Origin of the sequence: Mycoplasmopsis maculosa, assembly GCF_900660665.1 — a bacterium.
In the GTDB taxonomy this organism is placed as follows: domain Bacteria; phylum Bacillota_I; class Bacilli_A; order Mycoplasmatales; family Metamycoplasmataceae; genus Mycoplasmopsis; species Mycoplasmopsis maculosa.
In genome coordinates this window covers 226829-243160 of the sequence record NZ_LR215037.1, presented here as the reverse complement: position 1 = coordinate 243160, position 16332 = coordinate 226829, and the positions used below count along the sequence as shown (strand labels likewise).

Here is a 16332-nt window from a genome sequence, read left to right as displayed (position 1 = left end):
CTTTTAAAATTATTTATTCAATTTTTAATGCAATTCATTCATATAACCTCTATCTAAAATGAATCTATTAAATTTGTTTTAAACTCTGTTAAAAAATTTAAATATGTTAAATATGTTTTATATGTTGACAAATTATTTTCATATATCTCTATTTCTTTTTTATAAGCAATACTTAAACTTTCTTTTATGCTATTATCATCTATTTTGTTTATTAACTGATTTATTTCAAACAATAATGATTTAATGTGTTTTTGATATATTGTAAAATCATCAAATAATAAATCTTTTTCAAAATCATTATAGTTAATTGAAATTTGATAATGTTGTTTATCAGTTAAGAACATTAAACATTCCCCAGTTTTTGAAGATGATATAAATTTTAATTCTTGCTCTGTTAATGATTGGCTTGTTTCATATAAATTTTGAATTGAATTTAAATCTATTTGCTTACAGTTAAAGAAAAATGAATATTGTATATTTCCTAAAATTTTGCTTGCATTTTGTGAAATATCAACAACATTTTGAGTAGCTAAAATTAATGAACCGTTAAACTTACGAATTGTTTTAGTTGTATCTATAATAAACTCTCTTAATTGAGGAGTATTATCTTTTAAAGCAAAATGCGCTTCATCAATAAAAAGTACTGTTTTATAGTATGATTTGTTAATTGAATTAATACTAATTTTAGTATTTATTATTTTTAACAATAAATAAATTTGTGCTAACGCTGAACTTTGATTTTGTTGTGATAAAAGTTTTTTCACATTAAAAACTATAAATTTATTATTTAGATTAATATTTGATTGAGCATTAAAAATATTTTTATAACTTTTTTGTTCTTGAAAGAAAAATTTAAATTCTTTTATTAATTTAGCAATAGGTATCTCATAAATACTTTTTTCCAAATTATTTCTAAATTTTAAATTATCTAATTCTGAAATAAAATTATCTATAATAGGTCATTTTTTAATATTTTTAAATTCTTCTAATGTATTAAACTCATAATATTTATATTTAATATATAAATTTTTTAAAGCTTCTTTTATTACAATTAATTCTGTTTTTGAAATATTTTGAAACAAGGTTTCAAATCAATTGGATACAAACTCTATATGATTATCAATAACATTATAAATTCTTATATTTTCTTCATTAAATTCATTAATTTGGATTTGTAATGGATTAATAATTGTTTTATCGCCATCTTTTAAATCAATTAATTGGCCTTTAACTTGATTACAGATTTTATTGTATTCATTCTGAGGGTCAATAATCATAATTTGACTACCATTATAAAATTCATTTAATAAAATTTTTTTACTTAAAGTACTTTTACCACCACCGGAAGTCCCAATAATAATAGCATTGCTATTTCTTCTGAAAAAATTTCTGTAAAATAAATCAAAAAATACTGGTGAATTATCTTGAAGTTGAGTTGCTAAAATAAAATCATTATTATCATTTAAAATTTCTAAATTTCAAGGTCAACCAAAAGCTATTAATTCTGGTAATGCTTGAATAGTTGTATTAAGCATATCCATTGGTATTAGTTGCATTTGATTTCAAGTTTTAAATTGTTCAAAATCAAACTTATGTAAAGAAATTTTTTCTTTTTTAGCATTTTCTATATTTTCTTTTTCTAAATTGACTAAATCATCTTTATTTAAGGATTTATTAAATAAATAAACAGAAACATCTAATAATGGTTTATTTTGATATTTCACAATATTATTTGTTAAATCTTCAAAAATTTCATATTCATATTGTTTTTTCTGATCCCTTAAAAAATGAGAAGTTTTTTCATTAGCTAAGGCTCCAATTTTTCTATTTGCATTTTCTAAAAGTTTTTCAGCTAAATTATTATTTATTTTATTTAAATTTATTATTACGTTTGAATTACTATTATAAATAGTATTTAATCATCCATTATCAACTTCATAATCAAATTCATTTATAGCTTGTAACGAACAATAATTTTCATTTATTTTAAAGTAACTTTTAGCAAATTCAATATTTTTAAAATTTAATAAATTATTTAATGAAACAATTTTATTAGCATAATTTAATATTTTTAATTCTATTTCATTATAAGTTAATTCTAGACCGTAAAAATTGCTTAAAAACAAAACAGTTTCAACTTGATTTTGCTCAGTTAATAAAAAATTTACACTTTCGAAAATATATTTAACATTATTAATATTTTCATTTAAGTTAAATTCATCATCTCCATAAATCAAAATAAAGTATTCCTCATATTTTTGATTTTTAAATTTTTCTAAATCTTCTTTTTTAGAAAATAAGTAATTTTTACTATTTTCATCTTTAAACTTATTTATTTTTTCTTCTAAAATAAAGCTATTTTCTTTAAATTCATTTAAATTATTAATTTTAATTATGTTAACTGAATTTGAAATATTACCTAAATTATTAGCTAATGTTTCTAACAAATTTTGTTGGTACAAATTATCATATTTAAAAATTGAATTTCCGTTTAATTTAAATAATTTAGCTACAAAAGATTTAGAGTTTTTATTAGTTAAATTTGTTCTTAATAAACCATCTGAATCTATTGTTTTAAAAACCATTAAATTATTTATTTCTTCATTTTTAAATTTCTTTTTACTACTTAAAAATTTAAGTCAAATTCAAAGAATTTGATAATACTTATATTGAGTATTTTTTACATTTAAAAATAATAAAGCTATAAAAGGAATAAAACCAATAGGAATAACTATTTTATAAATTGTTGAAAGTTGTGGAAAACCAAAAATAACTATAATAAAGTCTAATATGAGTAAAGCAAAGAAAATTACTAAATCATATCAAGCCATATTTTTAAAGATATTAAATCTTGTTCTTTTTAGTGGTTTTGCTTGTAACATTATCTTTTTTTAATCCTTTCAATGCGTCAAACAGTTTAACAAATCAAGGCTTCATTACACTTGATGTTTTATTTGAAGAAATATTATTATTTTTATTATTTATTTTTTGATTTTTTGTTGCTATAGTTTTTGATAAATTATCTTTTTTAAGAACATTTTTATCATTTTGAATTCCTTTTTGATTATTCGACTTAGAACTTCTTTTATTGTTATTATTAGAAGCATTTGCTTTTTTACGAAGTTTTATATTTGTTCCTTGTGCAAACTGGTCTAAATTAAAAAAGAACATTAATCTTGTTACCATATTTTCAATCCCAAAAGTCATTCCTATCAATATTCCAATCGATAAAATAGCTGAAACAATATCTTTTAATACTTCATATTTAGGATCGCCTATAATATCTGTTATTAATAAAGGAACTTGTTTAAAGGTAGTTTCTATTAAAAATAAAAATAATATTAAAACAACTAAAATAATAAAAGTACTTAAAATACATTCAAAAAACTTTGTAAATCATTTTTTAAGTGTTTCACCAGCATCATTTGTCCCTTGTGCGACTGCTGGTGGTAATCATAATAAATATATGAATTCGAAAGCCACTATTTTTACAATTCTTAAAAATAAATTAAGCATTACTCATAATATTGCTAAAAATGATATACATAGCTCTAAAATTAATAAAATAGAACTTGAACGTAAATTTTGATATCCTTTAAAATTTAAAGCTAAATAAGTATTTTTAACAGCTATTCAATCCTGATGACCTAGCGAAGTATTTTCTCAGCTAGGTTCTAATGTTTGAAATAAAAATGAAGTAATAGAATTATCTTGGCTATTTAATAAAACAGATTTTATAAATTGATAAATAATTGTAAAAAATACCATCATTAATCAAATTAAAATTGGTATTCCAATCATTATCAAGCCAGATAAAAATCCTCTTTTTAAAGATTCTTTAAATAAAAGTTGATTTTCTTTATCTTTTTGAGCTTTAAAAAACCGATACATAACAATTCCAAAAACTAATATTAAACTTATTGCCATTATGGTAAAAAATCTAATAAAAAATGTACTTGTAAAATCAATTTTATATCCACCAAAAAGTATAAATATTGGTAATTTTAAGGCTATAAATTCTAATGTTGAATAGACTATGTGTAATATTCACGCTGGTAGAAACACTAAAATGTACCATAAAGCGCTATAAATAATATATCCAACATTATCTAAAAGTCATTGCATTTAATTATCCTGACACAGATGTATTTAATATACTTCAATTAGTAGCATTCATTGTAATTAAAAAGATTATTGATAAAAATAAGACTATCACACCAGCTAAGTATCATCAAAGCTTTTTAACTTCCATTTTGTATTCATCTGCTTTTACTTTTGAAAGCTTATTGAATCTTCTAACTAAATTTATAATTAATCAAACTAAAAATGCAATTGAAATAATTATAGCTGGAACTGTTATTGCTGAAATTATAGTTTGAAAACCACCAGTTACTGAATTAGTAATTTCTTTTGCTAATCCTGACCCATTATCGTTGTTATACAAAACTTTTGTACTCATTTATTTATTATCCTTTTTTAAAATCATATTAAAACCTACTTTCATTAAATTAATTTAGAATTTTTTAATATTTCATAGCCTTTTGAATTTCTTTTTACCTTAAAATAAGGTCTTCTAGTCATAGTATCTTTAAATTTATCCAATCATTTTTGTTTAGCTATAAGTAAATGCCCCATATTGATTTTAAAAAGCGCAATATAAATTCATAAAGCGTCTTCATAATTATCTACTTCAATAAAATCTGTTAAATTGTATTTATATGAAAAAATACTTTTAGTCTTTTTATTTTCTTCTAATTCATATAAATTAATAAAATAATCTAAAATTTCAAGTAATTTTTTAGCATTGTAAATACGAACATTTTTGTTTGAGAAAACTTTATTAACTGTTCCATAAAACAGTTGTTTTAAATTTTTTGATGCTTTATCTACTTCAGCATTAAATATGTTTTTTATAATTAAAATCATTTTTTCAACAATTTTAACAGCTAATTCTTTTTCTATTGATTCATCTAACGCATAAACCAATCTCATCTTCTTTAAAGTAAAACTTGATGAATTTGTTTCGTAAAAAAACGTAGGAGTAAAATACTTTAAAAAACTCATTTCAAGATTATTTTTGTTATTTAAATCAGTTTTTTCAAAAACAAAATTGTAATATTTCAATAATGTTTTAAAAATTTCATTCCCATTATAATCAATATCAATATTTAAAAACTTTGTTTTTGTTCCAGTAGAAGAAACATAAACTTTATTATTTGTTATTGCATCAATTAAACTAGATAATTTCATTGATTGTAATTTTTTATTTTTTTCAATAATATTTTTATGAAATAAAGAATTTAATTTTTGAGCATCAAAATGGGTAGGTTTATGTTTATATTTTTTATAAAAAATGAAAAAATTTGTACAAAATTTTTCTTTATTCCACATTTTATACAGCATAAAACCCCTCATTTTTTTAAATTTTCATTTTATTTTTTCAAAAAACTTTAACAAAAAAGAAAAAATAGGTATTTCTACCTACTTTATTTTCAATCCTCCTTTATTTTTTATTAAAATATCTGTTTTATAGGTATTTTTGTAAAAAATCTTAAATTATTTTATGAAGTACTTATTTTTTTTTTTTTTTTGTAAAATGAATTTAGACAACAATGTCTAGAAAGGTTAAAAAAATGCATGAAATAAGAAAAGATTCTTCTGAAGAAAAAGAAATACTTAGAATTGAGTTTATTCCAAAAACATGATATTTAGTTATTGCAATTTTATCGTTTATTATTTCACTTTTGACTATAGGGTTAATAATCTGAATGAAAAATTATCTATTTAATAGTGGAGGTATGACTATTTTTAATGTTGTTTTTCTGTCTTCCGCTGTTATTTTTGAAATTATAGTTGGAATATTATTTATTCTATGATATTTAAAAAGTAAAAAACAGAAAGTTGTTATTACTAACAAAAAAATAAAAGGTTCTATATACACAAATTCAAAAAGTAAAAAATTTATTGGTTTTAGTAGTTTATTTAATTTTTCAATGAGAATTGATCAAATTGATGAAATTCATTCTAATGGGTCAAATTTACATTTAACGTTTGTTTCTGGTTCAAATAATTCTAAAGAAAAAGAACTAACTTTGTTTAGGGTAAAAAATATACAAACAGTTCAGGAAAAACTTGAAGAATTAATGAGTGAATCTAAAAATAGTACTGATTTACAATTTGAAATAGAAGCTAAAAAACTTGATTTAGAAAGAGAAAAAATAGAAGCTTTAAAGAATTTGAAAAATTAATTAAATAAAAATAAACTAGAAATACTAGTTTATAGCAAACACTTTTAAGTGTTTGTTTTTTATTAAAATTAAAAATATAAATTTTTTGCTTTTTTTAATAAAAAAAGAAATAAAAAAAGCGGCTTCCTATTCTCCCATCTCTGGTACCTTCGGCGTAAAAGGGCTTAACTACTGAGTTCGGAATGGATTCAGGTGCTCCCCTTTGCTATGACCACTATTAATATAATACACTATATTTTTTAAAATAATAATATTTTTTTTTTTTTTTTTTTGAAAATTAATAACCATCCGACTTTAATAATACGTTTAAAATATGTTGTAATTATTAGTTAAATATTAATTATTATAAATTAACCCGCATTTAGATTATAAAAAAATTATCAGAATAAACAAAAATCATAAAGAATAATTTTATTTGGTATTTTTAAAAAATAAAAATTTATTTTTTTATCTTATTAATTTTTATATATAAAAAAACAAACATAAAATGCTTGTTAATTATTATTTATTTTTCTTTTACAACTATATTAATTAGTTTATTTGGAACAAAAATTTCTTTTATTATTTCTTGATTTGTTAATCATTTAGAAACTTCTTCTTTAGCTAAATTTAATACAAATTCTTTGTTATTGTTATCAATGTGCACTGTAATTTGTGCTCTTGCTTTTCCATTTATTGTTATACCATAGGTAACTTCGTCATTTTCTAAAGCTTTTTTATCTATATTAAAATCTTTAAGATTTTCTAAATTAAACATTTTTTCACTTAATTCTCATGCAAGGTGAGGAATAAAAGGTTCTAAAATGTTCAAAGAAACATAATAAAATTCATTTAAAAGTTTATTATTATTAATTTTTTCATAAATATTTAATATTTCCATCATTAAAGCAATTAATGTATTAAAAGCGTATTCGTTTCTTCTATCATTGTAAATAGAATCTTGTTTTATTAAAGCTTGATATAGTTTCATTCTTGCTTCTTTTTCTATTTTTGTTAATTTAATAGAATTAATATCTGAGAATGGTTCATAATTTACAGATTGAGCTTTTTCATAGTATCTTTTAATAAATCTATAAGCCCCTTCAACACCTTCGTTTGATCATTCTAATTCCTTTGTAGGCGGTGCTGCAAATAAAATAAATAGTCTTGTTGTATCGGCTCCAAATTTTTCAATTATTTCACTTGGAGTAACAACATTTCCTTTTGATTTAGACATTTTTGAGCCATCTTTTAAAACCATTCCTTGAGTTAGTAAATTTTTAAAAGGCTCTCTAAAATTGATATATCCTAAATCGGCCATTACTTTTGTGAAAAAACGAGCATATAATAGATGTAAAATAGCGTGCTCGATTCCACCTATATATTCATCAACATTTTGTCAATATTTTATTGATTTTTCATCTAAAACAACTTTATCTCTTAATTCAGGAGGTGTTGTATATCTTAAAAAATATCAGCTTGATTCAAAAAATGTATCAAATGTGTCTGTCTCTCTTTTGGCTTTATTATTGCAACTTGGGCAATTTACAACTGCTCATTCTTTATTTGTATTTAAAGGATTACCATTACCCGTAAATTCTACTTTTCTTGGTAATAAAACAGGCAATCTGTTTTCTTTTTCTGGAACTATACCACATTTATCACAATGAATCATTGGTATTGGTGTACCTCAATATCTTTGTCTACTAATACCTCAATCTTGAAGATTTATTTTTTCATCTTTTTCTAAAGAATTTAAGTTTAACTCTAGTTGTTTATTGTTTATCTCTATATTATTGTATTCCGCAAATTTTTCATAACTTTGTAATTTGTTTGTGTTTATAATAATGCTATTGTTTTTGCTGCCTAAAGAAGCAAAATCTGTAATATATACATCAAAAAGAATATTTTTATTATCTTTTAAATAAATTTTTATAGGCAATTTAAAAGATAATTTATCTGCGAAGTTTTTCATATTAGCATTCATTTTAATGTTTTCAATTTGTTCAATATCAATTTTATTTAAAATTTTGTTTGAAATCAATTCATCAATTAAAATATGATTTGCGTTAATAGCTATAAAATCAATTTTTTCTAGTTCATTTTTATTTGCAACAAAAATATCTATTTTATTATTAAAATCTTTTACTAAAAACTCTGCTTTATAGCCCTCTTGGTAATTTATTCAGTTTTTTTGCATCATTAACACTTTATCTGGTCAATGATCTTTTAATGTTTCTAAATCATTTTGTAATTCTTTAGCATATTCGGTTATTTTTAAATAATATTGATCCATATCTTTTTGAACTACTTTTTCATCGCATCTTCAACAAAGACCGTTTATTACTTGTTCATTAGCTAAAACCGTTTGATCTTTTTCACATCAATTCAATGGAGATTTTTTTCTATAAATAAGTCCTTTTTCTCACATTTTTATAAAAATTAATTGCTCTCATCTTGTGTAATCTTCTTCACAAGTATATAATTCATAATTTCAAGCAAAACTTAAACCTAATGTTTTTAAATTTGCATTCATACTTTCAATATTTTTATAGGTTCAATCTTTTGGATGAATATTGTTTTTTATTGCTGCGTTTTCTGCAGGCAAACCAAAAGCATCTCAACCAAAAGGATGCAAAACATTAAAACCTTTTCTTCTATAAAATCTAGCTAATGTATCTCCAATTGTATAATTTCTAGCATGACCCATGTGTATATTTCCACTTGGATAAGGAAACATACTTAATATATATTTTTTAGGCAATGAAAAATCAGAAGAAGGTTCAAAGTATTCATTTTCTTCTCAATATTTTTGTCATTTTTGTTCAATTTCTATTGGATTGTATTTTGACATATACACCTCTTTAATTGTTAATTTGTAATTTTATTAATAAAGTTAGTTCTAGCATTTATTTGAATAATTCTAAAAACTAGCAAGGAATTAATTGTTAAATTAATTGTGTTAAAAAGCAAATATATAACGAAAACTGCTAAAAAGTAGTTATTAATCCCTAAAAATAATCCCTTTATTTTATTTCAGTTTTCGTAGTTATTGAGATAGTTTATATAAACAAACTCGTTACCGTTTATTTTAAATAACGTTAAATATATAGGTGTAAATATAAACATATTTAAAATTATTAATGAAAATGTTGTACTAAAAATAGTTAAGAATTTAATTAATATTAAATAAGCTAGTTTAAAACATTTTTTATTAAAAATATTAATATATAAAGCGAAAAATAAAACAAAAATAAAATGAGTTATAGATTGTATAAATTGACCGAATAGGCTAATAATTTCATATCCTTGATTACTATAACTTGGAGCTATTATGGCTAATAGAAAAATTAATAGAGTTGTTCATTTAAGGTTTAATTTAATAAAAGCTATCATAAAAATAATTATTGTTAAATCAAACTTTAAAAAAGAAACAAGTGGAAATGTTAAAAATCTTTGACTAAATAAATTTAAAATTATAGCCAAAGAAAGTAAAAATCCCGAATAAACTATCTTAACACTTATTCTTTTGTTGTAATAAATTGATTCAAAATTTTTAGATTTTCTTTTATTTAGTACCAAAAATTCTATCCCCTGCATCGCCAAGACCAGGCTGTATATATTTATTTTCATCTAGTTTCTCATCTAAACTAGCTAAAAATATATTAAATTTTTCACCAAAAGTTGTCAACACATTTTCAACGCCTTCTGGACAACCAACTAAGCATACTAAATTTATATTAGTAAAACCGTCTTTTTGAAGTCTTTTTATACTATCTATTGCGCTATTCCCTGTTGCTAACATAGGATCAACAACAAAAATTAGACTATCTTTTGAAACTGCTGGAATTTTATAAAAATATTCACTTGGTAAGTGAGTTTTTTCATCTCTATACATTCCAATATGTCCAACTCTAGCTTCGGGAATTAGTTCAAGTAAACCCTCTACCATCCCTAAACCAGCTCTTAAGATAGGTACAAAAACAATTTCTTTATTATAATTAAAACCGTTAAATTCTATATTTAAAGGAGTTGTTATTTTTTTTAATTTTGTTTCATAATCTCTTAATATTTCATAAACCATTAAAGAAGCTATTTCATTAAGATTTTTTCTAAAATATGAGTGATCTGTTTTTTTATCTCTCATATTTGTAAGTTTAATTTTAATCAACGGATGATCAATAACTTTTAGCATAATTATCCTCACAAACTTTATTATTAATATATATTAATAATACTTTAAATTATATTTTTTTTATTTAAAAAAATAAAAAAAGGCTAAAAAGCCTTATTCGTCTTCGTCAAATTGAAAACTATATATTTTTTTATAATTGCTATCAGGTTTATCTAAACCTGAAAATGTTGGCTCATTTATAGAATTTTTGTTATCAAATTCTTTTTCTAAAAATTCTTTTTTATAGTCATTTTCAATATTATTGTTTTTTTGGTTTTGTTTATTTTTTGATTCTAAAAATTCTATATTATCTACTTTAACTTCCATGTTAATAATAGTTTTATCATTTTGTTTTGTTGAATTTACAATATTTGAACCTTCTATTGCCAACAGCGTGCCTTTGAATGCATAATTTTTTAATAAAAAAGCTTGTTTTTCAAATGCTACAATAGGAATAAAATCAGTCATTTGTCTATCACTAGCTATATTTCTATTAACAGCTATAACTGACCTAGCAGTGCTTATACCGCTTGAATTTTGAAAAAAATTTATTTCTCTTGCTATTCTTCCTATTAAAAATGTTTTATTGTAATTCATTATTTACCTTTAAATAAAGTTTTATCAAATTTTAACTCTTTTATTTTTGTGTAAAAACATGCCATCGCCTTTTTTAAGGTCATATGTTTCTTGGAATAAATCTAAATTAGCTAATTGTAAATTTGCTCTTAAATCAGCGGGAGCATGTACGTCAACAGCTAATAGCATTTGTGCATATTCAGGTTTACTTAATTTTCTTCATCCTCTAGCTCATGAGCTGAAGAAGTCTTCAACATTTGTTTCTCCCGTTTTTAAGAATGCATCAAGTGCACATTTTAAACCGCCTGAATCAGCTATGTTTTCTGATACAGTTAATTTTCCATTACATTTACCATAATGTGATTGTACTCCATCAAATAATTTAATCATTTCTTCACTTTTTTTATTAAATGTCTTAAAGTCATCCTTTGTTCATCAAGAATTTAGATTTCCTTTTTCATCAAAGTTAGCGCCGTTATTATCAAAAGCATGACTTATTTCATGAGCTATTACAGCTCCTATTGCACCATAATTTTCAGCTTTAGTTTGTTTTATAGAATAATAAGGTTTATCCAAAATAGCTGCTGGAAAGACAATATGGTTCATAAAAGGGTTAAAATATGCATTAACTTCCATTGGTGACATTGATCAATAATCACGATTTATTATTTTTCCAAATTTACCTAATTCATATTTAGCTCTTATAATATTCATATTAATTAAGTTTGAAAAAACATTTTCATCTTCTTTGTATGTTTTTATTTTAAAGTTTTCAAAATAAGGTTGCATTATCTCAGGATATGCTACAAAAACACCTAATGCTTCTAGCTTGATAATTGCTTTTTCTTTTGTCTTTTTACTTAATCAATCATTATTTAAAATATTTTCTTTATAAACAGAAATCATATTTTTTATCATATCTTCAACATCTTTTTTTGCCTTATCGCCAAAATATTTTTTTGCAAAATAAGTTCCGAAAGGTATTCCAAATTGATTAAAAGCCAAATAGAATGCTGCTTTTTCTTTTTTAGTTGGCTTGTCCTGTCCGCTTATTGCTCTTTGAAATTCTGTTGAAATTAATCTAGAGTTTTCATCTAAATATTTAGAATATCTAATTATTGATAATAATAACATTCAAGCTTTTATATTTTCTAAATTTTCTTCATTAAAAATCTTATCTATATTTTTAAAATATCTTGGGTATGTAATATTAATTTTATCTACTGGTTCTTTAATTAAAGATTCAATAGCTTGTTTAAAATTAAAATTATTACTTTGTTTTTCTAATTCATCTATTTTAAAGATATTGTACATTTTTACATAATCAGCATTTTCAACACTTGAAGGAACAAATTCTACTAATAATGAATCAAATGCAAGCGCCTTATTTATTATTTCTTCATTTTTATTTTCGTCATCATAATAAAATTTTAAAAGTTTTCTAGACATATTTTTAAAGGCATTAAGTAAAATTTCTTTTTTTGGATGATTTTCTTCATAATAAGATTTATCAGGAAGAATTAAATCAGTTGGACTTAAATAAAGTATTTGATCATCAGTATTTTTAAAATCCGACATAACACTAAAATCAAATGGAAGTGGATATCCTCTTAATGAAAAATATGCATATTTTTCTTCAAATTGTTTAGTATTTTTTATTTCAAGTATTCTTTTTAGAAAAGGAACAATAGGTTCGACTCCTAATTTATTTCTTTCATCAAAGTTATAAACCATATCTGCAAATTTTGCATAATTAGTTATAATATCATCTTCGTTTTTTCTTTTTTTGCTTATTTCTTCAATTAGGTTTTTTGTTTCTTTTATTAATTTCTTTTCATTTTTATCTGCTATTTCAGTAAAAGCACCATATGACGCTTTATCTGATGGTATTTTATTTTCTTTAAATCATTGATCGTTTGTATAACGATAGAAATCATCTTTAATACTAATTTTATCACTCATAATATCTCCTTTATTTTTCTTTTATATTAGAGAGCATGTATAAACAAGCTGTTTCTGCTCTTAATATAGTTTTTCCCAATGAAACTATTTCACAATTATTTTCTATTGCAAAATCAATTTCTTCTTGTGTAAAACCACCTTCTGGTCCTACTATAATTAAGGAATTAGTTTCTAAATTATTAACTGCTTTTTCATTATTTTTTAATTCATAAGCCACATAAATTTTTTTATTTTTATTTTCAAGGATTACGTTTTTAAAGTCTTTTACATCTGTATATTCAGGAATTATATTTCTAAAACTTTGTTCTGCTGCGTTTTTAATTATTTCCTTAAATCTTGAATCTTTGTTTTTTATATCATACTTTATTAATGATTGATCAACATATTTAGAATTAAGCGGAATAATTTTTGTAACACCAAGTTCTGTTGCTTTTTGAAGAATCCACTCATACCTTTTTATTTTTATTATAGGTGCAGCGAGAATAACTTCATTATTAAATTCATGATTTATATTTTCTTTTTCAATTATTAAAGCTTTTTTATTTTCTAGCTTACATTTATAAAATTCACTTTCATAATTACAATAAAAAAAATCATTTTCTAATCGTGCTATTTTTATATGTTTTAAAATACTTTCATCTAAAATGAAATAATTATCTTTTTTTTCTTTTACAAAAAATCTATGCATGTCTTTCCTTAATTATTAACATTTAAATTATATTTTAAAAATATAAAAAAAGGCTGATTTTACAACCTTTGCTAAATTGTAATTTACATCTTTACATGGTAACCAATATAATTTGGTTACCATTTTTATATATTATTTTCAAATATTACTATCGGGTAATCAAAAATACAAGCAGTGGTTCACCACACCTATTTTTAGTGGTTGAAAAAGTACAGCAACGCAGTTTATTATTATTTATTTTTGCTACTTTTTTTAAAAAAGTAGAAATAAAAAAAGAAAAACTTAAGACATTTTCCTTTCTATTTTTTAGTTTTCCAGAATTTATTTCTTGAACCGTTACTTTCTCGTTTTTTATTTTGTCAACTGTAAAGTTTTTCGTTTAATGGTATATTTAGACCAGGCTCTTTTATTTCACAAAGTGCATACATTTCAGAAGCACTTAAGTAACCATGTATTTTTCTTGGAATATTGTTTATTTCTCGTTGAACTTTTAAAATTTCATTATTAGAAATTAAATTAAAATCAGTTTTTTTCTTAAAAAAACGTCTAACATATCCATTAAAATTTTCGTTTGTTCCTCTTTGCTGAGAAGCATAAGGATCTGCCTTATAAATAAAAATTTTTAACTTATATCCAATTATAAAAAGTGAATTAAATTCAAATCCATTATCAGATGTTATTGACTTAACATTTAAATTGTATATTTTTATTAGTTCAAATAATATTAAAGCAATATACCAAGGGTTTTTACTGTCAACTTTTACCAAAATACCATATCTGCTGTATCTTTCGACAAATGATAGAATGTGTGAATGCCCTGCTTTTTGTTTTCCTACAATTAAATCTATTTCCCAATGGCCAAAAGTACTTCTTTCGTTTATTTCTTTTGGTCTTGTTCAAAACGGTCTGACTCATCTAGCACCAACTAATCTTTTATAAGCAGGTCCACCATCCCTTTTTCCGCCTTTTGTGTATTGTTTCCTCAAAATATTTTTTCGCTTTATTACTCATAAATTTGAATTTATCCAGTTATAAACTGTTTTAATGCTTGGTATCTTAAAATTAAAATTATTTTTAATATATAAATGTGTTAGTTCAACGCTAAAAGTTTTTTTGTTATATTTGTTTTTAAACTCTTTAGAGTAGTGTTTATATGAATTCATTTTATTTATAAATTTAAAATGATTTTTTCATTTTTCTCTATTTCTATGCTTTACTTCTGCATATTCAGAGTTATAACCTCAATAATCAGAATTTATTTTTATTTCATTTGAAATAGATTGTCTTGAAATATTTAAAATTTTTGCTATTTCTGAAATAGTTTTTCTTTCAACATTTAAACTAATATCTATAATGCTTCTTATTTTATAATTAATTTTAATATAATTCATTTGCTGTGATCTCAAGTTTTTCTTGGGATTTTTTTATATAAAAAAACACCCTTTTTTAATTTTTGCATAAAAAAGGGTGTCAAGATGTAAATTACAATGTGGCAAAGGCTGATTTTACAACCTTTTTTATAATTAAAATTCGCTATCTTCATTATCTATTTCATTTTTTAAGTTCCCGTTTATAAAACCAGGAACATTTGAATGGTATTCGCTTGTTTGTTCAATAATATCATCGTCGAATTCGTAATTAAACTCATTATGATTTTCATTAATTGTTACTTTTACATTACTATTTTTTACTTCTTCAACATAAGTATTTTCATTAAGTCCAGAAGCTATAACATTAACAATGAAGAAATCATCACTTTTTTCACCATTTTCATTTTCTTCTTCTTGAACAACTCCAGGAATTACTTTTAATTTGTCATCATCTTCAATGTTTAAGTATTCATAGATCAATTTGCTAGCTTCTTCCATCTGAGAAATTGTGCCCTTACTATCTAAATGATAGTTCAATAATAATTTTTTACAGTTTTTAATTTCACTTTCAAATAATGTATTTTTTAAAGCTTTATCAACTGCATTTTTAACTTTATCTTTACCTGTTGCTTTAGTTGAAACTATAATAGTTTCTTGACCATTTCTTAATACTTCACTAATATCATTAAAATCAATGTTAATTGTACCGTTTTTATTTAGAATATCATTTATCATTTTTATTGCGTTTTTTAAAGTTACATTTGATTTTAAAAGTGCTTGTTTTAAAGGAATATCCTTATAATATTCACTTAATTTTTGATTACTTATAACAACATAACTATCAACATATTTTTTTAGTTCATCTAAACCATTTATAGCTATAATACGTTTTTTTGAACCTTCAAATTTTTCAAATGGAGTAGTTACAAAGGCTACTGTTAAAATTCCTAATTCTTTTGCAACTTTAGCAAAAACTGGCAAAGCACCTGTTCCTGTTCCTCCACCTAAACCGCCGACTAATATCAATAAATCAGTTTTATTTATTGTTTTTTTTATTTCATCGATTGATTTTTCAGCTAACTCTTTACCTTTTTCAGGGTTTCCACCTGCACCAAATCCTCTAGATTCAGCTCCACCTAAAAGTATTTTGTTATTACAAGCACTTTTATTTAAATCTTGAGCATCAGTGTTTGCTACAAACAAATTATCGTTTTTAACTAATTGCTCTTCATCATTTATTAATAGGTTTATAGCGTTGTTACCAGCACCGCCTACTCCTATTATTTTGATGTTTAATTTGCTTATTTCATAAAAATCAGTATTATCCATTTAATA

13 protein-coding genes and 1 rRNA gene are annotated in these 16332 nt (G+C 22.8%); 1 reads left to right on the top strand and 13 read right to left on the bottom strand.

The features are described 5' to 3' along the window. Positions 1–53: 53 nt before the first annotated feature. The 4 genes from EXC47_RS01020 to EXC47_RS01005 are packed head-to-tail and all read right to left on the bottom strand — an operon-like array spanning position 54 to position 5403. A complete protein-coding gene (locus EXC47_RS01020; RefSeq protein WP_129646284.1) occupies positions 54–2882 on the bottom strand; it encodes an Mbov_0397 family ICE element conjugal transfer ATPase in 2829 nt (942 codons plus the stop codon). Then, a complete protein-coding gene (locus EXC47_RS01015) occupies positions 2845–4125 on the bottom strand; it encodes an Mbov_0396 family ICE element transmembrane protein (RefSeq protein WP_129646282.1) in 1281 nt (426 codons plus the stop codon). Before EXC47_RS01015 ends, EXC47_RS01020 begins: the two co-directional genes overlap by 38 nt. Positions 4126–4129: 4 nt before the next feature. After that, the gene (locus EXC47_RS01010; RefSeq protein WP_129646280.1) at positions 4130–4459 is read right to left on the bottom strand and encodes a hypothetical protein; all 330 of its coding nucleotides are present in this window, start codon (positions 4457–4459) and stop codon (positions 4130–4132) included. 44 nt (positions 4460–4503) lie between these two features. Beyond that, complete coding sequence (locus EXC47_RS01005) at positions 4504–5403, bottom strand: hypothetical protein (RefSeq protein WP_129646278.1); 900 nt, start codon at positions 5401–5403, stop codon at positions 4504–4506. A 230-nt stretch (positions 5404–5633) separates the two neighbouring features. Here EXC47_RS01005 and EXC47_RS01000 point away from each other — a divergent pair, with 230 nt between their 5' ends. Next, positions 5634–6248 (top strand): hypothetical protein, encoded by a 615-nt coding sequence (locus tag EXC47_RS01000; RefSeq protein ID WP_129646276.1) that lies wholly within the window; start codon positions 5634–5636, stop codon positions 6246–6248. A gap of 113 nt (positions 6249–6361) precedes the next feature. On the opposite strand, the gene rrf is transcribed toward EXC47_RS01000, so the two are convergent. The 9 genes from rrf to EXC47_RS00955 form a co-directional block, all read right to left on the bottom strand. Further along, positions 6362–6467: ribosomal RNA gene (gene rrf / locus EXC47_RS00995) — 5S ribosomal RNA — on the bottom strand. 286 nt (positions 6468–6753) lie between these two features. Next, positions 6754–9081, bottom strand: a complete 2328-nt coding sequence (locus tag EXC47_RS00990; protein WP_129646274.1) for a class I tRNA ligase family protein — start codon at positions 9079–9081, stop codon at positions 6754–6756. Positions 9082–9098: 17 nt separating this feature from the next. Further along, the gene (locus EXC47_RS00985) at positions 9099–9860 is read right to left on the bottom strand and encodes an MPN527 family putative ECF transporter permease subunit (protein WP_129646271.1); all 762 of its coding nucleotides are present in this window, start codon (positions 9858–9860) and stop codon (positions 9099–9101) included. Further along, complete coding sequence (gene upp / locus EXC47_RS00980) at positions 9796–10422, bottom strand: uracil phosphoribosyltransferase (RefSeq protein WP_129646269.1); 627 nt, start codon at positions 10420–10422, stop codon at positions 9796–9798. Before upp ends, EXC47_RS00985 begins: the two co-directional genes overlap by 65 nt. A gap of 93 nt (positions 10423–10515) precedes the next feature. After that, entirely contained in the window at positions 10516–10998 is a 483-nt protein-coding gene (ssb, locus tag EXC47_RS00975) for a single-stranded DNA-binding protein (RefSeq protein ID WP_129646256.1), read from the bottom strand. A 21-nt stretch (positions 10999–11019) separates the two neighbouring features. After that, entirely contained in the window at positions 11020–12939 is a 1920-nt protein-coding gene (locus EXC47_RS00970; protein ID WP_129646254.1) for a M13-type metalloendopeptidase, read from the bottom strand. 10 nt (positions 12940–12949) lie between these two features. Beyond that, a complete protein-coding gene (locus EXC47_RS00965) occupies positions 12950–13627 on the bottom strand; it encodes a 16S rRNA (uracil(1498)-N(3))-methyltransferase (RefSeq protein ID WP_129646252.1) in 678 nt (225 codons plus the stop codon). A gap of 299 nt (positions 13628–13926) precedes the next feature. Further along, on the bottom strand, positions 13927–15018 hold the full coding sequence (locus EXC47_RS00960) for an IS30 family transposase (RefSeq protein ID WP_129646079.1): 1092 nt from the start codon (positions 15016–15018) through the stop codon (positions 13927–13929). A gap of 132 nt (positions 15019–15150) precedes the next feature. Continuing rightward, a complete protein-coding gene (locus tag EXC47_RS00955) occupies positions 15151–16326 on the bottom strand; it encodes a cell division protein FtsZ (protein ID WP_129646250.1) in 1176 nt (391 codons plus the stop codon). Positions 16327–16332: the final 6 nt, after the last annotated feature.